We start from the raw sequence: 20,023 nt of genomic DNA, 5'->3' as shown, positions 1-20,023 counted from the left end.
TCCCTGATGCGCCGGGCATAATTCGCGCGCCCCCCGCACCCGGCGGGGCGATGACCGATTGGCTGCGAAGGGACCCTGTTGACCAACACCGCGCTGCGCGAAACTGCTTTTCCGGACGCGGTGATCACCGAGGCCATCCGATGGACCGAGCAGGCCGGTCCGCTCGACGATGCGCAAGCCCTGCGCACCGCAGCCTCGCGCACAGCCGATGCCCACGGACAGATCGTCGAACGCGCACTCCGGCTCGGCGAACGCATCGGCCTGCAGGCTGAACTCGCACGCGCCCGCCATTGGGCCCCTTGGGTGCTGCTCGCGCTGGTGGCGCTGATCGTTGCGGCCGGCCTCGGGCTGGCGGGCAACGTGGTCGGCGGCGGCGAGCGCCACATCAACGTGATCGTCGCGCTCGCGAGCCTGCTGGGCCTGCATGTGCTCACGCTGCTGCTCTGGCTCGTGGGCCTGTGGGTGCCCTTCGTTTTCTTCAGTACCGCATCGCTCGGCTGGATCTGGCTGTCGCTCACCGCCCGCGTGGCCGGCGGCAGGCGCGGCCAGGCGCCGCTGCTGGTGCGTGCGGCCACCGGGCTGCTGTCCCGCGCGAAGTTGCTGCCATGGGCCTTCGGGCTCGTGAGCCACGGCATCTGGTCGCTGTCGTTCGCCGTGGTACTGGCCGCGATGCTGTTCGCGCTCGCGTTCCGCAGCTACACGCTGAGCTGGGAGACGACGATCCTCGAGCCGGCATTCTTCGTGCGGGCCGTGCAGGCGCTGGGCTGGGCGCCGGCGCGGCTCGGCTTTCCCGTGCCCGATGCCACCGCCGTGCTGGCCGCGGCACCCGGTGCCGCAAACGCCGGCGGCCAACGCGCCTGGGCGCTGTGGCTTACCGGCTGCATCGTGGTCTACGGGCTGCTGCCGCGCGTGGTGCTCGTGCTGTGGAGCGCGGCCGTGTGGCGCAGCCGCCGCAAGGCGCTGCAGCCCGACTGGAGCGAGCCCTACTACCGCAAGCTGCTGGCCCGCTTCGCCGCGATGGCCCCGGCGGCCATCGTCGATGCCGACCCGGGCCGCACGCGCGGTGCGCTGCCCACGGGCCTGCCGGCCTCGGAGCTGCATGACGCGCTCTTCGTCGTCGGCTTCGAACTGCCACCCGACATGCCCTGGCCCCCAGCCGCCCTGCCCGCCGGCATCGCGACGCAGGTGCAGCGCATCGACGGCAGCGCCCCCGCGCGCCGCGCCCTGCTCGACCAGTTGGCCCACGTCCATCCGCGTACCGTGCTGCTGGTCTGCCACGCCGCATCGAGCCCCGATCGCGGCACCGAGCGCTTCCTGCGCGAGCTGCTCGCGCATTGCGGCGAGTGCCGAATCTGGCTGGCCGATGCGCCGCATGCCGGCGCCACGCAGCGCTGGCTCGACTGGCTGCGCGACACCGGCCTGGAGCGCGTAACCGCCGGCGACCGCCTGGACGTCTCCTTGCAGGACGGGGTCGCCGCACCGTGACGCCGCAACCGCCCATCCGCATCGCCGTCGTCGGCCACACCAACGCGGGCAAGACCTCGCTGCTGCGCACGCTCACGCGCCGCGTCGGCTTCGGCGAGGTGTCGCAGCGCCCCGGCACCACGCGCCATGTCGAATCGGTCGACCTCGACGTGGATGGCGCAGCCGCCGTGCGCTTCTTCGACACGCCAGGCCTGGAAGACGCGGTCGCGCTGCGCGAGCACCTGGCCGGATTCGACCAGCAGGCCACGCCCCCCGAGCGCATCCGCCGGTTCCTGCAGGGTCCCGAAGCCCATGGCGTGTTCGAGCAGGAGGCCAAGGTGCTGCGCACCATGCTCGACATCGACGCGGCCTTCCTGGTCATCGACGTGCGCGAGCCGGTGCTGCCCAAGTTCCGCGACGAGATCGAACTGCTCAACTCCTGTGCGCGCCCCGTGCTGCCGGTGCTGAATTTCGTGCGCGATGCCGCCAGCCGCGAAACGGCGTGGAAGGAACTGCTCTCGGCCTATGGCCTGCACGTGCAGGTGCGCTTCGACGCGGCGGCCCCCTTCGTCGGCGCCGAACAAGACCTGTACAACGACCTCGCCACGCTGCTGCGCGAGCGCCGCGACCTGCTGCGCGCCGTGGTCGATGCGCTGGACGCCGAGGCGGCCCGGCGCCGCCAGTCCGCCTGCACGCGCATCGCCGGCCTGCTCGTCGATGCGGCCGCGGTGCGCCGCACGGTGTCGTCCACCGAGTTCGCCGACGCGGCACGCCGCCAGGCGCTCGTCGAGGCGCTGCAGAAGGCGGTATTCGACAAGGCCCAGCGCTGCACCGACGACCTGCTCGCGCTCTACGGCTTCCGCCAGGGCGACGCCGACGAGGCACCGCTGCCGATGATCGAAGGCCGCTGGACGCTCGACTTCTTCAGCCCCGAAGCCATGAAGGACGCGGGCCTGCGGCTCGGCAAGGGCGCGGTCATCGGCGCGGCCGTGGGCGTGGTGGCCGACCTGGCGGTGGCCGGCATCTCGCTCGGTGCGGGCGCGGCGCTGGGCGGCGCCATCGGCGGTGCGGTGTCGCAGGGCTTGGGGCCGCTCGGGCGCAAGCTGGCCAACAAGCTGCGCGACGTGCACGAACTCACGGTGGAAGACGGCGTGCTGTTCACGCTGGCCGCATGGCAGCTCAAGCTCACGCAGGCCCTCGAGCAGCGCGGCCACGCGGCCACGCAGCGCATCGCCGCCGATGCGCCCGAGAACGGCGATGCTCCCACGCGTGCCGCCGCGGCCGCGGTGCGCGGCGTGCAGCCGGCGCGCAACCATCCCGAATGGGAAGCCACGGGCGTGGCCAGCCGCGCGTTCTGGCGCCCTTCTCCCCAGCGCGAAGCACTCGTGGCCGACCTCTCGCACGCGCTGCTGCGCGCCTTCGAAGCCGCCTGAAACCGCCTCGTCAGTTCACCAGCGCCTGCAGGCGCGCGTAGTCGCCCGGCCGCGCGCCCATCTGCTCGGGCGTCGACCGCTTCGCGATCCGCTCCAGGAACAGCTGCCGGTTGGCCGGCGACACGGTCATACCCTTGTCGCGCAGGAACTTCTCGTCCTCGAGCTCGCCGGCGATCACGCCCACGTTGGTCCACTTCGCGGTTTCCGCGAGCACCTTCTCGACCATCGCCTGCTGGGGCGGCGCGAGCTTCGCCCAGGCGGCCTTGCCGATGACGATGCCCAGAGTGTCGTAGACGTGCCCCGTCAGCAGCACGTATTTCTGGACTTCGTAGAGCTTCTTCGACTTGACGATGTCGAGCGGGTTTTCCTGCGCCTCCACCTCGTTCTTCTTGAGCGAGCCGTAGAGGCTCATGAAAGGCAGCGTCACTGGCTTGGCGTCGAGCGCGGTGGCGAACAGCTGGTAGGCCGCGGCGGCGGGCACGTACAGGCGCAGGTCGCGGAAGTCCTCGGGCCTGGACAGCGGCTTTGCCGACGTGACCTGCCGCGCGCCGTAGTACACCGAGGCCACCATGCGGTTGCCGCTCTTCTCGTTGTAGCCCTTCATCAGCTCGGCCAACAGCGGACTCGCCAGGTACCTGCGCATGTGGTCGAGGTCCTTGAAGGCGAAGGGGTAGGTTCCCAGGCTCAGCGGCGGATAGCCTTCGGCCAGCGTGGCCTGCCCGACGTAGGCGATCTGCACCGAGTCGTTCGCCAGCATCAGCGGAAAGTCGCCCTCCTGCCCCAGCCTGGAGGAGGGAATGACCTCGATCTTGATCTTGCCGTCGGACTGCTCGGCGATCTTGCGCGCCGCCAGCTCCGCCTGCTGGTGGAAGATGCTCGCGGGCTCGTAGACATGGCCCCACTTGAATTGCAGCACCTGGGCCTGGGCGTGGACAGCGATGACGCCACCCAATGCCATCAGCAGCACGCCCGCCCGGTGCCACGGCAAGAAGCTTTTCATGAACTCTCCCTCGATGAGAAAAGGCAAAACCAGTGCAAATTGCGCGCCAGCGCAAGGGGATGCCACGGAAACATCCCCGGCTCCAATCGTAAGGATTTGAAACAAAAAGTGGTAATCGGGTTTGCCCGGGCACGGGCATACGATCACGCAAGCAACACAGAGGCCCTTCCATGTCCCCCTTGCCCCTCGAACCCGATGACGACAACGGCACGGACCCGGACCGTGCAGGCATGCGCAAGGGCTTGACCAGCTACGGCGACCGCGGCTTTTCGCTGTTCCTGCGCAAGGCCTTCATCAAGGGCGCGGGCTATACCGATGCCGCACTTGATCGTCCGGTGGTCGGCATCGCCAACACCGGCAGCGCCTACAACCCCTGCCACGGCAACGCGCCGCAACTCGTCGAGGCCGTCAAGCGCGGCGTGATGCTCGCGGGCGGACTGCCGATGGACTTTCCGACCATCTCGGTGCACGAGAGCTTCGCCGCGCCCACCAGCATGTACCTGCGCAACCTGATGGCCATGGACACCGAGGAAATGGTGCGCGCGCAGCCCATGGATGCCGTGGTGCTGATCGGCGGCTGCGACAAGACCGTGCCCGCGCAGCTCATGGGCGCGGCCTCGGCGGGCCTGCCGTCGATCCAGCTCATCACCGGCTCGATGCTCACGGGCAGCCACCGCGGCGAGCGCGTGGGCGCCTGCACCGACTGCCGGCGCTACTGGGGCAAGTACCGCGCGGGCGAGATCGACGCCGAGGAAACCGCCGACGTCAACAACCAGCTGGTCGCGAGCGTGGGCACCTGCTCGGTGATGGGCACGGCCAGCACCATGGCCTGCATCGCCGAGGCGCTGGGCATGACGATGCCGGGCGGCGCCTCGCCGCCCGCTGTGACGGCCGACCGTATCCGCATCGCCGAGCAGACCGGCGCGCAGGCCGTGCAGATGGCACGCGATCGCCTCACCATCGACAAGGTGCTGGCTCCCGCCGCCTTCGAGAACGCGATGCGCGTGCTGCTGGCCATCGGCGGCTCGACCAATGGCATCGTGCACCTCGCGGCCATTGCGGGGCGCATGGGCCTGGACATCGACCTGCACGCGCTCGACCGCATGGGCCGCGAGACGCCGGTGCTGCTCGACCTGAAGCCCTCGGGCCAGCACTACATGGAAGACTTCCACGCCGCGGGCGGCATGGCCACGCTGCTGCGCGAACTCAAGCCGCTGCTGCACCTCGACGCGCTCACGGTCACCGGCCGCACGCTGGGCGAGGAGCTCGAGCGCGCGGGCCCCGGCTTTCGGCAGGACGTGGTGCGGCCGGCTGCCCGGCCGATCTATCCGCAGGGCGGCATCGCGGTGCTCTGGGGCAATCTGGCGCCGGGCGGCGCGATCATCAAGCAATCGGCCGCCGACCCGGCGCTGATGGAACACGAAGGCCGCGCGGTGGTGTTCGAGAACGCCGAAGACCTGGTGACCCGCATCGACAGCGACACGCTCGACGTCGCGCCGCGAGACGTGCTGGTGCTCAAGAACATCGGCCCCAAGGGCGCGCCGGGCATGCCCGAGGCCGGCTACATCCCCATCCCCCGCAAGCTCGCGCGTGCCGGCGTGAAGGACATGGTGCGCATCTCCGACGGCCGCATGAGCGGCACCGCCTTTGGCACCATCGTGCTGCACGTGACGCCCGAGTCGGCCATCGGCGGGCCGCTGGCCTACGTACGCAGCGGCGACCGCATCCGCCTCAGCGTGGCAAGGCGCGAGATTTCGCTGCTGGTGACGGACGAAGAACTGGCGCGCCGCGCGCAGGAGACGACAGTGGTCGAACCCACCGCCGAGCGCGGCTACAGAAAGCTGTTCCTCCAGACCGTGACGCAGGCCGACAAGGGCGTGGACTTCGACTTTCTCCGTGCGCCGAATACGGCGGGGAAGGTGCCGCGGGCATGAGCGCCGATTGGGGCGCGTCGACGGCGCGTTCTTCCAGCCGGTGCTCGCGGGTACGCGCGCGTGATGCTTTTCTTCAATGGCTGTTCGTACACGGAGGCTTGCCGTTCGCCTGCCGCAGGTACGCAATCAGGTCCGCCCGCTCCATGGGGTCCGGCACGCCGTCATAGGTCATGGCGCTTCCGGGCACCATGGCCAGCGGCTTCGCCAGGAAGCGGTCGAGTGTCTTGTCGTTCCACACGATCTTCGAATTCTTCATGGCCTGCGAATAGCTGAAACCGGGCACGCTGCCAGCCAGCCGTCCGAACAGGCCGCAGTGCCTGGGCCCGACCCGGTCGGTCGCCAGCGCATGGCACGCCAGGCAGCGCGCGTAGATCTGCTCGCCGCGCACCGCATCGGGCGCGGCGCCCCATGCGGCCATGCTTGAGAACAGCGCGGCAACCGCCAGAAGCTGCAGCGGCGTCACGACACGAAGGCCGAAGGAACCGGTGCTTCGCCAAGCGCGTGGCGCAGCACGGCCCAATGCATGGCTTCGTCGCCGAGGATGCTCGCCGCCGCCTTCGACAGGTCGCGGTTCACAAACAGCGGCACGGCCCCCAGGTAGGCGCTCACCGCGCCCTGTTCGAGCTTGGCCGCGAACCGCAGCACGTCCGCCTGCGACTTCAGCTGGTTCGCCGGAAAGTCGTATTTCGGCTTTGCCGCAACGGCCTTGCCGCCGAGCTTGGCGATCGTCTGGGCCAGCAGCTCCGCGTGCGCCTTGTGGTGCCCCTGGAAGGTCACCGCCAGGTCGAGCACCGGCTTCTCGAGCAACTTGCTTTCGGCACCGAGCTGGTACGCCGCAATGGCTTCCAGCTCCGCGCCCAGCGCGGTATTGAGAATCTGCACATCGTTCCCGGTCGCGCCGCCGGCCTTGGCGGCCAGCACATCCTTGCCGGCCAGCAGCGCAACCGCGGCGCCGGACAGCGCCAGGCCCGAACGGCCCAGGAACATGCGCCGGGCGGCAATGGGGGAAGCCATCTGAAAGAAGGACATTTTGTTTTCCTCGCAGGGTGAACGTCACGAGCGGGGCGATTCCCGCCCGTTGACAAGGCTCGACAGCACACCCGCCACGATGCGATCGCAACGTGCGCCGTCGAATGAGAAGGCGTCGCCCAAAGCGACGTCCATGTCGCGAGACAGGCCCTCGCGCAGCAGGCTGCGTGCGCGAAAGAAGCGCGTGCGCACGGTCGCTTCGGGCAGTGCGAGCGCGATCGCCGTCTGTGCCACGCTCATTTCCTCGACCGCCCGCAGCATGAACACGGTGCGGTAGGCATCGGGCAGCCGATCGATGCGGCGCTCCATCAGAAGGCGGAGTTCTTCACGCATGGCCAGATGTTCGGGTTGCAGGTTGGGATCGTCGGCCACCGCCGACGCCGGGTCCGGGTCCACGTCGGCAACGTGCGCCCCGTCGAGCTGAATCACCTGCGCCCCTCGTCGCCGCAGGCGCCCCAGGGCCTCGTTGATGACGATGCGCACCAGCCAGGTCGAAAGCTGCGCGTCGTCCCGGAAGGTGCCGATGGCCCGCCACGCGCGCAAATAGGCCTCCTGCACGGAGTCCTCCGTCTCGGAGTCGCTCTTGAGCACGCTGCGCGCCGTGCGGAACAGCAGCTGGTTGTGGCGCCGCATGATGGCCGCGAAAGCCCGCGTGTCGCCCTGTGCGGAGCGTGCCGCAAGCTCGCGGTCGGATGCACCCCCGGTTTCGGGGGCGGCGTCGGGTGTGGAGGCGGTGTGGGGCATGGTGTGCTGCTTTTCCCATTAGATGGTGCGGGCTCGCGCTGCGTTTCAGTTATTTCCGATGCGCTCGGAACATCGTCTGCCATTCGTTCGCGCCGCGCTCGCAGTCCCGAGGCCTGGGCCTTCGGCCTCGGTCACTGCCGCGTCACGCACCCGACCTAGCATCCGGCGGCTTTTGTCTCTCTTTCAACGAACACCCGAAGACCGCATATGAAAAAGAGCGTCCCCGTGCCCGCGCCACGCCCGGTTCGCGCCGCCATCGCAGCCATCGGCGGCTGCCTCGTGATTGCAGCCTGCGGGGGCGGCAACGGCGGGGGCATCGCGTTCCCGGTTCTCCCGCCGGCACCGGCACCTGCACCGCCGGCCCCTGCCCCGGCTCCCGCGCCCCTGGGCACGCTCGACGGCTCGGTCCCGCTGGTCATCGGCCACCGCGGCCTGCCGGGCCTGTACCCCGAGGAAACCAAGGTCGCCTACGAAGCCGCGGCCGATGCCGGCGCCGATTCGCTCGAGACCGACCTGCACCTCACCAAGGACTGCGTGCTCGTCGCGCGGCACAACCCCTGGCTCAGCGACAACACCAACATCGCCGACGTGGCCAAGACCAACACCACCGTCGCGGGCCGCAAGCGCACCGTGCCGGGCGTGCTGGTGAACGTGACGTACCCGCCCGTCGAGGCCAACGGCCCGGCCCAGTACCTGAGCGACCTGACCGACCCGAGTGATCCGAAGTCGGTGCTCAAGTCGCTCGTCGTCGATGGCGAGGACCACACCAACGACTGGTCGATCACCGACTTCACGATGGACGAGCTGCGCCAGTGGATCCGCGGCACCACCTACGACGCCAGGGACCAGCGTCCGACCGACCTCAACGGCAAGCTGCCGATCCTGAGCTTCCAGGAAATCATCGACATCGCCAAGGCCAAGAGCGCAGCCACCGGCCGCACGCTCACCGTGTACCCGGAGACCAAGAACCCGATCTGGAACAACGCCCAGGCCATCGCCAACGGCTGCGGGCCGGCCGGCAGCCATCCGCTGGAAGACGCGCTGCTGAAGATCATGAATTTCAACGGCCTGAACCGCAAGGACGCGCCGATCTTCGTGCAGAGCTTCGAACCCGAGAGCCTGAAGTACCTGCGCTCGGCCGGCATGAAGGCCCGTGCGGTGCAACTGGTGGACGGCAACGACGTCAACTACCAGACCGGCGAGATGATCTACGTCACCAAGGATGTCTACACCTTCGTCGACGGTCGCCCCTACAGCTGGACGCTGGCCGGTAACCCGAAGTGGTTCGCAGAGATGCTCACGCCAGCGGGCCTGGCCGACGTGAAGACCTATGCCGACGGCATCGGCCCGTGGAAGCCACAGGTCATGGCCCACACCATCGTGCCCTTTGTCGCAGGCAAGGGCCTTGCCGATGTGAACACCATCAAGCCCACCAGCCTGATCGCCGATGCGCACAAGGCCGGCCTGTTCGTGCACAGCTACACCTTCCGCAACGAGGCCAAGTACCTGGCAGGCGTCTACAAGGGCGATCCGACGGCCGAGTACCTCGCGTACTTCCGCGCGGGCATCGACGGCGTGTTCTCCGATTTCGCGAACACGGCGTTCGCGGCGCGCACGAGCTACCTGAAGGAAACGGGCCGCTGAGGCCTGCAGCGAGCGCATGTACCCCGGCGAACGGTTCAACGGATACAGCCACCTGCTGGGCCTGCTGCTCGCATTGCCCGCGACAGCCCTGCTGCTCGCCAAGACCGTGCCCACCGGCGATCCCGCGCGCATCGCGGGAGCGCTGGTGTTCTCGCTCTCGGCCGTGGCCCTGTATGCGGCCTCCACCCTCTTCCACAGCACGCGCGGCCGGCTCAAGCGCATGTGGGAGCGCGCCGACCATTGCGCGATCTACCTGCTGATCGCGGGCACCTACACGCCCTTCGCGCTGGTCACGCTGCAAGGTCCGTGGGGCTGGCTGCTGCTGGCGACGATCTGGGGAGCGGCGCTTTTCGGCATCTGGCGCGAGCTGATGCCGGCCGGAGGCAAGGCGTTGAAGAAGCCATCACTGGCGCTGTATATCGGCATGGGCTGGCTCGGTGTGCTGGCCGCCGTGCCGCTGGCCGCGCGGCTCGAGGGCGCGGGGCTGGCATGGCTGCTGATCGGCGGCGTGCTCTACACAGCGGGAACGGTGTTCTACCGCAACCGCCAGGGCTTCCGGCATGCGCACGGGGCCTGGCACCTGTTCGTGCTGGCGGGGACGGCGAGCCACTATGTGGCGGTGGGGTGGTTCGTGCTGTAAGTCCTACTCCCGCGCAATGGCGCGGAACTCACCCGGCGCCATGCCCTTGAGCCTGCGGAAGTGCCGGTTGAAATTCGAGATGTTGTTGAACCCCACCTCGTAGCAGATGCTGCTGACGTGCTGGCGCGTGGACAGCAGCAGCCGGCAGGCCTTGTCCACGCGCAGGCCGATCACCACATCGGTGAAGGTCTGCCCCGTGGCACGGCGAAAGCAGCGCGAGAAGGTGTGCTCGCGCATGCCGACCACGGCGCTGACTTCGGCGAGCGAGAGTTCTTCCGCGTAGTTTTCCCGGATGTGGTCGAGCGCCGTGTGGATGCGCGTCGCGCGGCCGTTCTCGTCATGCGCGTCGTCCTGCAGCGACGGCGTACAAAGAAGACGGTAGTCGTTCCACTGCGCAAGCTCGCTCAGCAGCGCAGTGAATTCCGAGAAGCGTGCGAGCCCCTGCAGCGCGTGGATGCGCCTGAAGCGCCCAACCGTGCCCTCGCCGAGGCCGAGAAACTGCACGCCATGCCGTGCGCGGGCCAGCAGCGGGCCCGCGTCATTGAGTTCGGGAAACAGCGCCATGCCCCGGCGCAGCGGTTCGTCGCCGAAGCGCAGCACCAGGCCGCACGGCTGCTCAGCCGCCCCGCTGGCGCGGTATTCGATGGCCAGCCTGTGCGGCAGCCTGGGGCCCAGAAGAACGACCGCCTCCGGCGGCACCTCCCTGTCCACGCCGTCGCTCACGCGGATGCGCCCTGGCAAGGCCCCCGTGAGATGGAGTTCGTAGTCGTGCAGGCCGGCCTGCCGGTCGCGGGCTGCGTACTCGGCGCAGTGGATCGAGGTTTTCTTGTCGAACACGTCGGCACCAGGCCGTTGGAGCATCGCGCGGCGCATGGTGTCGGGCATGTGCGGTCGGGCGGCGATGGCTGGCGGGATCGTGTTCAACAAGACCGGATCTCCAACTAGAAAGGAATGGCCTCAGTCACCGGTGCGCTGCACCGCCTGCTGCTGGAACTTCGCAAGGGTGCGGTATTCGTCGCCGAGCTTGCGCGGCAGGGAGAGGTACACGGGCAGCAATTGCCGATAGAGCGCCGCGTTCTTCGGATTGGGCGTGTGGCGGTGCGTGGCACCCACCATGCCCGACACCACGTCCAGGGAATCGACGTGCCCCAGCGCATAAAGCCCGAGGACGGCCGCGCCGAGGCAGGAGCTCTCGAAGCTCTCCGGCACCACCACTTCGCGGTCGAACACGTCGGCCATCATCTGGCGCCACAGCCCCGAGCGCGCAAAGCCGCCCGTGGCCTTGATGCTGGTGCTCGTGCCCGCAATCGACTCGACCGCGGGCAGGATGCTGTAGAGATTGAAGATGACGCCCTCGAGCACGGCGCGGATCATGTGCTCCTTGCGGTGATGGATGCCCAGGCCGAAGAAGGAGCCGCGCAGATCCGCATTCCAGTACGGCGCACGTTCGCCGGTCAGGAAGGGATGGAACACCAGCCCTTCGGAGCCGGCCGAGACGCGTTCGGCAATGCGCGTGAGCACCTCGTAGGTGTCGATGCCCAGTCGCTTGGCTGTCTCGGCTTCGGCGGAGGCGAACTCGTCGCGCACCCAGCGCAGGATGATGCCGCCGTTGTTCACCGGCCCGCCGACCACCCAGCGCCGGTCGGCCAGCGCATAGCAGAAGGTGCGGCCTTCGGAGTCAGTCATCGGGCGGTCGATCACCGTGCGCATCGCGCCGCTGGTCCCGATGGTCACGGCCACCTCGCCCGGCGCCACCGCGTTCACGCCCAGGTTGGAAAGCACGCCGTCATTGGCCCCGACGACGAAGGGCGTGTCGCTCGACAGCCCGAGCTGCGCCGCCGTCTCGCCCGCCAATCCCTCCACGTGCCAAGTCGTGGGCACGAGATCCGAGAGCTGCTCGGCGCGCACACCCGCGAGCGCGAGCGCCCCGGCATCCCAGTCGAGTTGCCCGATGTTGAAGAGCCCGGTGGCCGAGGCGATCGAATGGTCCACCAGCCAGCGGCCGAACAGCCGGAAGAACACGTACTCCTTGATGCCGACGAAGCGCCGGGCCTGCGCGAAAAGCTCCGGGCGCTCGTGGCGCAGCCACACCAGCTTGGCCAGCGGCGACATGGGATGGATCGGCGTGCCCGTACGGTGGTAGATCGCGTCGCCCTCCCACTCCGCGCGAATGCGCCCGGCCCAGGCCGCGCTGCGGTGGTCGGCCCAGGTGATGCTGCGCGTCAACGGCGCGCCGTGCTCGTCCACCAGGATGAGGCTGTGCATGGCTGCGCTGAACGACACGCACAGCACATCGCCCGGCGCCGCCTTGCACTGCCGCACGCACGAGGCAATGGTCGACAGCACGGCCCTGTAGATCTGCTCCGGGTCCTGCTCCGCGGCCGCGGGTTCAGGCTGCAGCAGGGGGTACTCCACCGCATCGTTCGCCAGCACGCGCCCCGCCGTGGAAAAGGCGACCGCCTTGGTGCTGGTGGTTCCGATGTCGACCCCGATGGCGATGCGGTTCATGTGCTTTCTCCTAGACGACCATGCTGAGCAGCATGATGAAGATGATCGCGACAACCGAGATCAGCGTTTCCATCACGGTCCAGGTCTTGAAAGTCTCGGCCACGCTCATGTTGAAGTATTGCTTCACCAGCCAGAAACCCGCGTCGTTCACGTGCGAAAGAATCAGCGAGCCCGCGCCGGTGGCAAGCACCAGCAACTCGCGGTTCACGCCCGGCACCATGGTGGCGAGCGGCGCGACGATGCCCGCGCCCGTGATGGTCGCCACCGTGGCCGAGCCGGTCGCGATGCGGATCAGGCCCGCCACGAGCCACGCCAGCAGGATCGGCGATATCTGCGCATGCAGCGCCATCTGCCCGATCGCGTTGCCCACGCCGCTGGCCACCAGCATCTGCTTGAAGCCGCCGCCCGCGCCGATGATGAGCACGATGGCCGCCGTGGGCGCCAGGCTGTCGTCGACGAACTTCATGATCTGCTTCGACGTGAAGCCGCGCGCGGTACCGAAGGTGTAGAGCGACAGCAGCAACGCGGCGAGCAGGGCCGTGATCGGATGGCCGATGAAGTCCAGCCACTGCCGCACGACGTTCTTCTCGTCGAACGCCACGTCGGCGAAGGTCTTGAGCAGCATCAGCACCACCGGCAGCAGCACGGTGAGCAGCGTGATGCCGAAGCCCGGCAGCTCGCGCGCCTCGGGCTCGTGCGCCAGTTGCGCCAGCAGTTCGGGCGAAGCCTCGCCCGGCACGTACTTCGAGATGAACTTGCCGAAGATCGGGCCCGCGATCATCGCCGTGGGCAGGCCGACGAGCAGGCCGTAGAAGATGGTCTTGCCGATGTCGGCGTTGAACACGCCGATGGCCAGCAGCGGCCCCGGGTGCGGCGGCACGAGGCCGTGCACCACCGAGAGGCCGGCCAGCAGCGGGATGCCGATGCGGATCAGCGATACGCCGGTGCGCCGCGCCACGATGAAGACCAGCGGGATCAGCAGCACGAAGCCGATCTCGAAGAACAGCGGAATGCCGACCAGGAAGGCCGCGAACATCATCGCCCAGTGCACCCGCTCGCGGCCGAAGGCGCCGATCAGCGTGCGCGCGATGCGGTCGGCGCCGCCCGACTCGGCCATCATCTTGCCGAGCATGGTGCCCAGGCCCAGCACGATGCCCACGAAGCCCAGCACGCCGCCGAAGCCGTCCTGGAAGGACTTCATCACCAGCGCCACGGGCATGCCCGAGGTCAGGCCCAGGAAGCCAGCGGCCAGCGTCAACGCGATGAAGGGATGCACGCGCCAGCGCGTGATCAGAAGGATGAGCCCGAGGATCGCTGCCAGGGCATCGACCAGCAGGAACACCTCTTTGCTTAAACCGAACATGTTGTCTCCAGGATCCTGGCTGCAAGGGGGTGGCCAGGCATTTTTGGGATAGCGCTATCCTCAAAGATCGAAAAAATCAGCCGCAGGGCAATCGAACCGGGTTTGTGCCGATGGCCCAGGACTGGGATAGCGCTATCCTAGGACTGCGCTGTCCAATTAAATACTGGTATTAACCCCAATAAAAATGGCCGACACCTCCGAACGCCCCCGCTCCCGTTCTTCCAGCCGCGTCACGCTCGACGACGTGGCCCGGGTGTCCGGCGTCAGCCCGATCACCGTGTCCCGCGCGCTGCGCGGAGCACGCAACGTGGCGCCGGACCTGCAGGCCCGCGTGCAGGCCGCGGTGGACGAACTCGGCTACGTGCCCAACGTTGCCGCGCGCGCGCTGGCTTCGGCCCGCAGCTCCCATGTCGCGGTGCTGATCCCGTCGCTGACGAACGCCCTGTTCGTCGATTTGCTCGAGGCGGTGCAGGACACGCTGGCGCCTTCGGGTTTCCAGTCGCTGATCGGTGTGACGCACTACGACCTCGCGCAGGAAGAAGCGCTGCTGCGCAGCTATCTCTCGCAGCGCCCCGCCGGGCTGCTGCTGACCGGCCTCGACCGCAGCGCGGCCGCCTCGCGCATGCTGGAAGAAAGCGACGTGCCCTGCGTGCACCTCATGGAAACCTCGCCGGCACCGGGTACCTACAGCGTGGGGCTCTCCCAGCAGGATGCGGCCCGTGCGCTCACCGAGCACCTGCTGCAGCGCGGCCGCCGGCGCATCGCCTATGCGGCGGGCCAGCTCGATCCGCGTGTGATGCAGCGGCTCGAAGGCTATCGGCAATCGCTGCGAGCGGCGGGCTGCCACGACCCGCAGCTCGAACTGCTCACGCCGGGTCCGACGTCCATGGCGCTCGGCGGACGACAGTTCGAAGACCTGCTCGCCCGCCACCCGGACGTCGACGCGATCTTCTATTGCAACGACGACCTTGCGCAGGGAGGCCTGCTCGCCGCGCTGCGCACCGGCGTCGCGGTACCGCAGCGCGTGGCGATCGCAGGCTTCAACGACCTCGACGGCAGCGACCAGATGCTGCCGCCATTGACCAGCGTGCGCACGCCGCGCAAGGAGATCGGCATGCGCGCCGCCTCGATGCTGCTGGCACTGATGCGCGGCGAGCCGGTGAACGAACCGATGGTGGACATGGGGTTCGAACTGGTGGTGCGGCAAAGCAGCTGAGGGCGCCTCAGCCCGCCAGCGCAGCCACCACGATGCGCGTTGCCGATGCAATGACGTCGCTGCGTCCCTTCGCGTCCTTCTGCGGAAAGGTCAGGTACACCGACAGCACCACCGGGGCACCGGCCGGCGGCCACAGCACGCCGACGTCGTTGGTGCTGCCGTAGGAGCCCGAGCCGGTCTTGTCGCCCACCTTCCAGCCGGCCGGCACACCCGCCAGGAAACGCTCGGCGCTGGTGGTGTTGCCCAGCAGCCAGGTCGCCAGCTGGTCGCGCTGCGCCGTGCCCAGCGCGTCGCCCAGCGCCAGCCGCTGCACGCTGTCGGACATCGCCGCGGGCGTGGTGGTGTCGCGCAGGTCCCCGGGAATTGCGGTGTTGAGTTCGGGCTCCGTGCGGTCGAGCCTGAAAGCCTGGTCGCCGATGCCGCGCGCAAAGGCGGTGACGGTGGCCGGGCCGCCCAGCATCTTCAGCAGCAGGTTGGCGGCGGCGTTGTCGCTGTACTGCACGGTGGCGGCGCAGAGTTCGGCGACCGTCATGCCGTCGGCCACATGCTTCTCGGTGATGGGCGACCAGGAGACGAGGTCGGCCTTGCCGTAGCCGATGCGCCGCGCGAGCAGGCTGGCGTCTTTCGCGCTGCGTTCGAGCACGGCCGCCGCCAGCATCAGCTTGAAGGTGCTGCACAGCGGAAAGCGCTCGTGCGCCCGGTGCTGGATGCGCGCACCGCTGCCGGTGTGGAAGCCGGCCACGCCCAGGCGGCCGCCCGAAGCGCGTTCGAGCTCGGCGAGCTGCGCCTCGGCCGAAGACGGCGATCCCGTTCGGGACCACGCGGTGCATGCGCCGGCGAGCGGCAGGACGGAGGCCGCGAGCAGCAGGCTGCGGCGCTGGACGGGAGGATTCATTTCGTCTTCTCTTTCATTCGGCGAGTGGATGGGACGAAGCGAATCCTAGGAGCGCCCCTCCCGGCGATCCAGCCGCCCGGCGACGTTCCGCGTCCCGGGTGTATCTGCTGTAACGGCGCCGAGCGGCTTCAGGCCGGCGGCGGCGGCGCGGGCCGAAGGCATGTCTTCGCGATCAGCACTGCTCCCGACACGCAGCACAACGCGAGCATGAGCAGCGCGTACCTCGCGCCCCGGGTGAGCAGCGCAACATCCAAGGCCGAAAGACCTGTGCCGCTGTGTCCCAGGATCATTCGCTGCGAGTCCTCGGGCAGTTGCGCCATCGCCACGCCCAGCGTCAACGCTGTGCCTACCATGATTCCCGCGTTCTGGAGCGTCGAGCGCACGCCGTTGGCGATGCCCCGGCGCTGGGGACGCACGCTCTGCAGGATCGACGCGTTGTTGGGCGTCACGAAACTCCCTATGCCGCAGCCGAGCATCAGCAGGCACATGGCAAGCTGCCCGGCACCGATCGCCGGCTGCAGCAGCGCGGCCAGCAGCGCCAGCGCGCCTGCGGCAAGCAGCATCGCAGCCATGCAGATCGATTCGGGCCTGAAGCGCTGCAGCAGGCCGCCGGCCACGGGCGCGGCCACCAGCATCCCGAGGGCCACAGGCGCCACGCGCAGCCCGACATCCGAGGCAGACAGGGCCGTGCATGCCTGCAGATACAGCGCTATCAGCAAAAGAGGCGCCGCCTGCGTCATCGACAGCAGCAGGATGCAAATGTAGGCGGTGCGGCGTCGCAGGTCGCCGAAGAGTTCGGGGTCGACCAGCGGACTGGCCACGCGCCGCTGAAGCCGGGCGAACGACAGGATTCCCGCGCCGCCCGCGAGCAGCAAGCCCCATACCGACATGCTGGCCCAGCCGTGGCTCCCCGCCAGCGAGAGCGCATAGGTGACGCATCCGATCCCGGCCAGGGACAACGCGGCGCCGGCCATGTCGAAGCGCTCGGCACGGACCGCCGCCGTCTTCGGGAGGATCCGCCACGACCATGCCAGGACGCACAGGCCGACCGGGACATTGAGCATGAAGAGAACCCGCCACCCCCACCACGACACGATGAAGCCGCCCGCCAGCGGGCCGGCGACCTGGGCCAGCGCGGCCACCATCGCGAGCACACCCAGGGCGAGCCCCATCCTGCGGCGGCCGAACGCATCGCCCACCAGGGCGCTGGTGTTGGCCATGACGCCCGCGGCGCCCACGGCCTGGCAGATGCGGAAGACAAGCATCGTTTCCGCGCTCGTCGCGACGGCACAGGCTGCACAGGCGGTCACGAAGAGGCCCAGCCCCGCCAGGAACAGGTGCCGCCGCCCCCACAGGTCGGCGAGCCTTCCGAAGCTGAGAATGCACACGGTGCTCACGAGCATGTAGGACAGCAGGATCCAGCTCGCCTGCGCCGGCGAGGCCTGCAGGCTGCGCCCCACCGCGGGCAGCACCACGTTGAGCGCGCTGAGATTCAGGAAGCACAGCAGCGCGCCGAGGCATGCCGCGGCGAGCACGGCCCATCCGGCCCTGTCCTCGTCGTCGGCAGCCGCCTCTGCACGCGAAGAACCGGCGATGAATGCGGCTGCCACCGGTTCAGTCTTCGCTCTTGAATCCCGAGGCCTTGACGACGGGGCGCCAGTACTCGCGGTCTTCGTTCATCACCCGGGTCACTTCCGCGCCGGGAAGCCCCGTCGGTTCGAGGCCCATGTGATCGAGTTGCCCGCGCACCCGCGGGCTGCGAATCGCGGCCAGGAACGCGCTTTCGAGCTTCGCCACAACTTCCTTCGGCGTGCCCGCCGGCACGAACGCGGCATAGGCGGCGTTGGCCCGGTCGAACGCGTCGTAGCCCGCTTCCTTGATCGTCGGAACGTCGGGCAGCCAGCTCAGCCGCTTCGTTCCTGCGACGCCCAGGATGCGCAGCTTTCCGGAACGGTGCAGCTCGAGCTGGCTGGCCAGCGCGTCGGTGCCGACCGGCACGTGGTCGCCGATGATGTCGGTCGCCAGCGGCGCCCCGCCCCTGTAGGTGACCGCCGTCAGAGGCACGCCGATGGCCTTGGACAGCTGCAGCACGCTGAAGTGAAGCCCGCCCCCGAGGTTGGTCATGCCCACGCTGGCCTGGCCGGGGTTCTTCCTGATCCACGCCACGTATTCGGGAACCGTCCTGTACGGCTGGCCCGCGCCGGCGGAGATGACGCTGGGCACGTTGGCGAGGTGGGCAACGGGAATGAAGTCCTTGTCGACGTCGTAGTTCAGCCGCGCATAAGTCATCGGAAAGAACACGAACGGTGGCGTCGCGCCGATCAGGATGGTGCGCCCGTCAGGCCGCGACGCCTTGACCGCTTCGATGGAAATGCGGGTCGACGCCCCGGGCCGGTTCTCCACCAGCACCGGTTCCTTGAGCGCCGTGCGCAAGTCCTCGGCCACCGAGCGTGCCAGGTTGTCGAGCGCGCCACCCGGTGGAAAGCCCACGATCAGCCTGATGGGCGCGTTGTTGTCCGCATGCGCGAAGCTTCCGCCCAGGGCGACCAACGCACTGAGCACGAGTGTCTTTGGAAACGAGGTCATGGTGAGGTACCCGCAAGGTTGATTGACGAAAACAGGAAGAGAAATGGCGTGCTCAGAAGGCCAGGACCGGCAGCGGATTGGCCGGCCGGTGGTTGGCCTCGAAAGCCGCCGCGGCCTGCAGCAACTGCAGGTCTTCGCGGAAGCCGCCGACGAGTTGCATGCCGATGGGCAATCCGTCGCGGCCCGCGCCGCACGGCAGGCTGATGGCGGGGTGCCCGGTAAGGTTGAACGGCATCGTCCAGGGGAACCAGTTGGGCCGCAGCTCTGCAAATTCCCTGCCGTCGATCTCGATGCTTCCGAAGAGGTCCTGGTCGATCGGCAGCGCCGTGCGCGAAAGAGTCGGCGTGAAGATGAAGTCGTGCGTCTCCAGTTGCGCCTGGACTTTGCGAAAGAGCGCGGTCCTCGCGAACATGGCCTGCTGGAAGGCGACCCCGTCGACGTGCTCCGCCAGCGCCAGCTGCTGCAGCAGCGACGGACTCAACCGGTCGGCATGCGCCTCGGCCAGCGGAGCGAACCGGCCTCGCCAGCTCGTGTGGTTGATCACGCGCCACACCGGCTCGACGTCATAGCCCTCGTCCGTCATCTCCTCCAGGTCCGCGCCCATCGACCGCAGGGTTGCGAGGGCGGCCTCGAAAGCGGCGGCGACGTCGGCGGAAATCGGCCGCCCCGCCGGGGCCGCACTGAAAAGGACGCGCTTGCCGCGCAGGTCGCCGCCAGGCTGCAGGTCGTCGAAGTAGCGTCGGGCCGGCACGCCCAGCGACCAGGGGTCCGAACCGTGGGCGCCGGTCATCGCCTGCAGCATGAGCGCCGTGTCGCCGACGTTGCGCGTGGTGGGCGTCACGTAGGTGTAATTGCCGAACGCGTCCTGCACCTGGCTGTGCGGAACCACGCCCAGGCTCTGCTTCAGCCCGACCACGCCGTTGCACGCCGCGGGAATGCGGGTGGTGCCGCCCCCGTCGGTGGCGATGGCCAGCGGCGCGATGCCTGCCGCCATCGACGCGGCGGCTCCGCCGCTGGAGCCGCCGCTGGTGCGCGTCGGATCCCATGCATTGCGCGTGCTGCCGAAGAGTGGCGCGTCGGTCATGCACTTGGCACCGAACTCCGACGAGGTCGTCTTGCCGATGAGGATGCCGCCTGCCTCGCGCATGCGCGCCACGGCCACGGCGTCGTGCGCGGGCACGTGATCGCGATGCAGCAGCGATCCGTAGGTAGTCCTGACGTTCGCGGTGTCGACGATGTCCTTCACGGTGAACGGCAAGCCGTGCAGTGCCCCCACGGTGTCGCCTCTCATGATCGCCTGCTCGGCCTGCCGGGCTTGTTCCGTCGCCTCGTCGTGGCACAGAGTGATGAAGCAGTTCAGGTGCGGCTGGAGCACATCGGCGCGGCGCAGCACCTCGTCGACGATCTCCACCGGGGAGAGTTCGCGCTGCGCGACCAGCGTGCGCATCGCCGACGCGGACATCTCGCAGATCTCGGACCTTGGAAGGCGCGGAAAATTCTTCATGCGTAGATGATTGATACGCGGCAACATTGCGTCCAATACTGTTTTCCAGAAAAGGCATATGCA

17 protein-coding genes are annotated in these 20,023 nt (G+C 68.6%); 6 read left to right on the top strand and 11 right to left on the bottom strand.

What is annotated here, in order from left to right; translation table 11 throughout:
- Positions 1 to 78: 78 nt before the first annotated feature.
- Positions 79 to 1,485 carry a DUF2868 domain-containing protein gene (locus ACEN9N_RS07150; RefSeq protein ID WP_495655740.1) on the top strand — a complete coding sequence of 469 codons (1,407 nt, stop codon included), beginning with the start codon at positions 79 to 81 and terminating at the stop codon, positions 1,483 to 1,485.
- Positions 1,482 to 2,897, top strand: coding sequence for a GTPase/DUF3482 domain-containing protein (locus ACEN9N_RS07145; protein WP_007834616.1), 1,416 nt, complete (start codon positions 1,482 to 1,484; stop codon positions 2,895 to 2,897). The genes ACEN9N_RS07150 and ACEN9N_RS07145 overlap by 4 nt, the downstream gene beginning before the upstream one ends.
- A 10-nt stretch (positions 2,898 to 2,907) precedes the next feature.
- On the opposite strand, the gene ACEN9N_RS07140 is transcribed toward ACEN9N_RS07145, so the two are convergent.
- On the bottom strand, positions 2,908 to 3,897 hold the full coding sequence (locus ACEN9N_RS07140) for a sialic acid TRAP transporter substrate-binding protein SiaP (protein WP_007834615.1): 990 nt from the start codon (positions 3,895 to 3,897) through the stop codon (positions 2,908 to 2,910).
- Between the two features lie 170 nt (positions 3,898 to 4,067).
- Between ACEN9N_RS07140 and ACEN9N_RS07135 the strand changes: the two genes are divergently transcribed.
- A complete protein-coding gene (locus ACEN9N_RS07135) occupies positions 4,068 to 5,831 on the top strand; it encodes an IlvD/Edd family dehydratase (RefSeq protein ID WP_413312140.1) in 1,764 nt (587 codons plus the stop codon).
- 73 nt (positions 5,832 to 5,904) lie between these two features.
- Here the strand turns inward: ACEN9N_RS07135 and ACEN9N_RS07130 are convergent, their stop codons facing one another.
- The 3 genes from ACEN9N_RS07130 to ACEN9N_RS07120 are packed head-to-tail and all read right to left on the bottom strand — an operon-like array spanning position 5,905 to position 7,604.
- A complete protein-coding gene (locus ACEN9N_RS07130; RefSeq protein WP_007834613.1) occupies positions 5,905 to 6,249 on the bottom strand; it encodes a c-type cytochrome in 345 nt (114 codons plus the stop codon).
- 41 nt (positions 6,250 to 6,290) lie between these two features.
- On the bottom strand, positions 6,291 to 6,860 hold the full coding sequence (locus ACEN9N_RS07125) for a ferritin-like domain-containing protein (protein ID WP_007834612.1): 570 nt from the start codon (positions 6,858 to 6,860) through the stop codon (positions 6,291 to 6,293).
- A gap of 24 nt (positions 6,861 to 6,884) precedes the next feature.
- Positions 6,885 to 7,604, bottom strand: coding sequence for an RNA polymerase sigma factor (locus tag ACEN9N_RS07120; RefSeq protein WP_495655739.1), 720 nt, complete (start codon positions 7,602 to 7,604; stop codon positions 6,885 to 6,887).
- A gap of 207 nt (positions 7,605 to 7,811) precedes the next feature.
- Here ACEN9N_RS07120 and ACEN9N_RS07115 point away from each other — a divergent pair, with 207 nt between their 5' ends.
- Positions 7,812 to 9,248, top strand: coding sequence for a glycerophosphodiester phosphodiesterase family protein (locus ACEN9N_RS07115; protein ID WP_495655738.1), 1,437 nt, complete (start codon positions 7,812 to 7,814; stop codon positions 9,246 to 9,248).
- Positions 9,249 to 9,264: 16 nt separating this feature from the next.
- Positions 9,265 to 9,888, top strand: a complete 624-nt coding sequence (gene trhA, locus ACEN9N_RS07110) for a PAQR family membrane homeostasis protein TrhA (protein ID WP_007834601.1) — start codon at positions 9,265 to 9,267, stop codon at positions 9,886 to 9,888.
- A gap of 3 nt (positions 9,889 to 9,891) precedes the next feature.
- On the opposite strand, the gene ACEN9N_RS07105 is transcribed toward trhA, so the two are convergent.
- Genes ACEN9N_RS07105 through ACEN9N_RS07095 form a run of 3 tightly spaced genes read right to left on the bottom strand, consistent with a single transcriptional unit; the run spans position 9,892 to position 13,759 of the window.
- The gene (locus ACEN9N_RS07105) at positions 9,892 to 10,815 is read right to left on the bottom strand and encodes an AraC family transcriptional regulator (protein ID WP_495655737.1); all 924 of its coding nucleotides are present in this window, start codon (positions 10,813 to 10,815) and stop codon (positions 9,892 to 9,894) included.
- Between the two features lie 30 nt (positions 10,816 to 10,845).
- Complete coding sequence (gene gntK, locus ACEN9N_RS07100; protein WP_007834599.1) at positions 10,846 to 12,396, bottom strand: gluconokinase; 1,551 nt, start codon at positions 12,394 to 12,396, stop codon at positions 10,846 to 10,848.
- 10 nt (positions 12,397 to 12,406) lie between these two features.
- Positions 12,407 to 13,759, bottom strand: a complete 1,353-nt coding sequence (locus ACEN9N_RS07095) for a GntP family permease (protein ID WP_495655736.1) — start codon at positions 13,757 to 13,759, stop codon at positions 12,407 to 12,409.
- Positions 13,760 to 13,943: 184 nt separating this feature from the next.
- Between ACEN9N_RS07095 and gntR the strand changes: the two genes are divergently transcribed.
- Positions 13,944 to 14,975, top strand: a complete 1,032-nt coding sequence (gene gntR, locus ACEN9N_RS07090) for an HTH-type transcriptional regulator GntR (RefSeq protein ID WP_007834597.1) — start codon at positions 13,944 to 13,946, stop codon at positions 14,973 to 14,975.
- A gap of 7 nt (positions 14,976 to 14,982) precedes the next feature.
- Here gntR and bla read toward each other — a convergent pair whose 3' ends face one another.
- From bla to ACEN9N_RS07070, 4 genes are all read right to left on the bottom strand, one after another.
- The gene (gene bla, locus ACEN9N_RS07085; protein ID WP_413312145.1) at positions 14,983 to 15,870 is read right to left on the bottom strand and encodes a class A beta-lactamase; all 888 of its coding nucleotides are present in this window, start codon (positions 15,868 to 15,870) and stop codon (positions 14,983 to 14,985) included.
- Positions 15,871 to 15,998: 128 nt separating this feature from the next.
- On the bottom strand, positions 15,999 to 17,480 hold the full coding sequence (locus ACEN9N_RS07080; protein WP_495655735.1) for an MFS transporter: 1,482 nt from the start codon (positions 17,478 to 17,480) through the stop codon (positions 15,999 to 16,001).
- A gap of 4 nt (positions 17,481 to 17,484) precedes the next feature.
- On the bottom strand, positions 17,485 to 18,456 hold the full coding sequence (locus ACEN9N_RS07075; RefSeq protein ID WP_495655734.1) for a tripartite tricarboxylate transporter substrate-binding protein: 972 nt from the start codon (positions 18,454 to 18,456) through the stop codon (positions 17,485 to 17,487).
- A gap of 52 nt (positions 18,457 to 18,508) precedes the next feature.
- Positions 18,509 to 19,960: an amidase gene (locus tag ACEN9N_RS07070; protein ID WP_495655733.1), complete on the bottom strand. Its 1,452-nt coding sequence runs from the start codon at positions 19,958 to 19,960 to the stop codon at positions 18,509 to 18,511.
- Positions 19,961 to 20,023: the final 63 nt, after the last annotated feature.

Source organism: Variovorax sp. Varisp46 (genome assembly GCF_059491885.1).
Note: the sequence above shows the minus strand (reverse complement) of the source record. Positions and strands in the feature narration are given on the sequence as shown.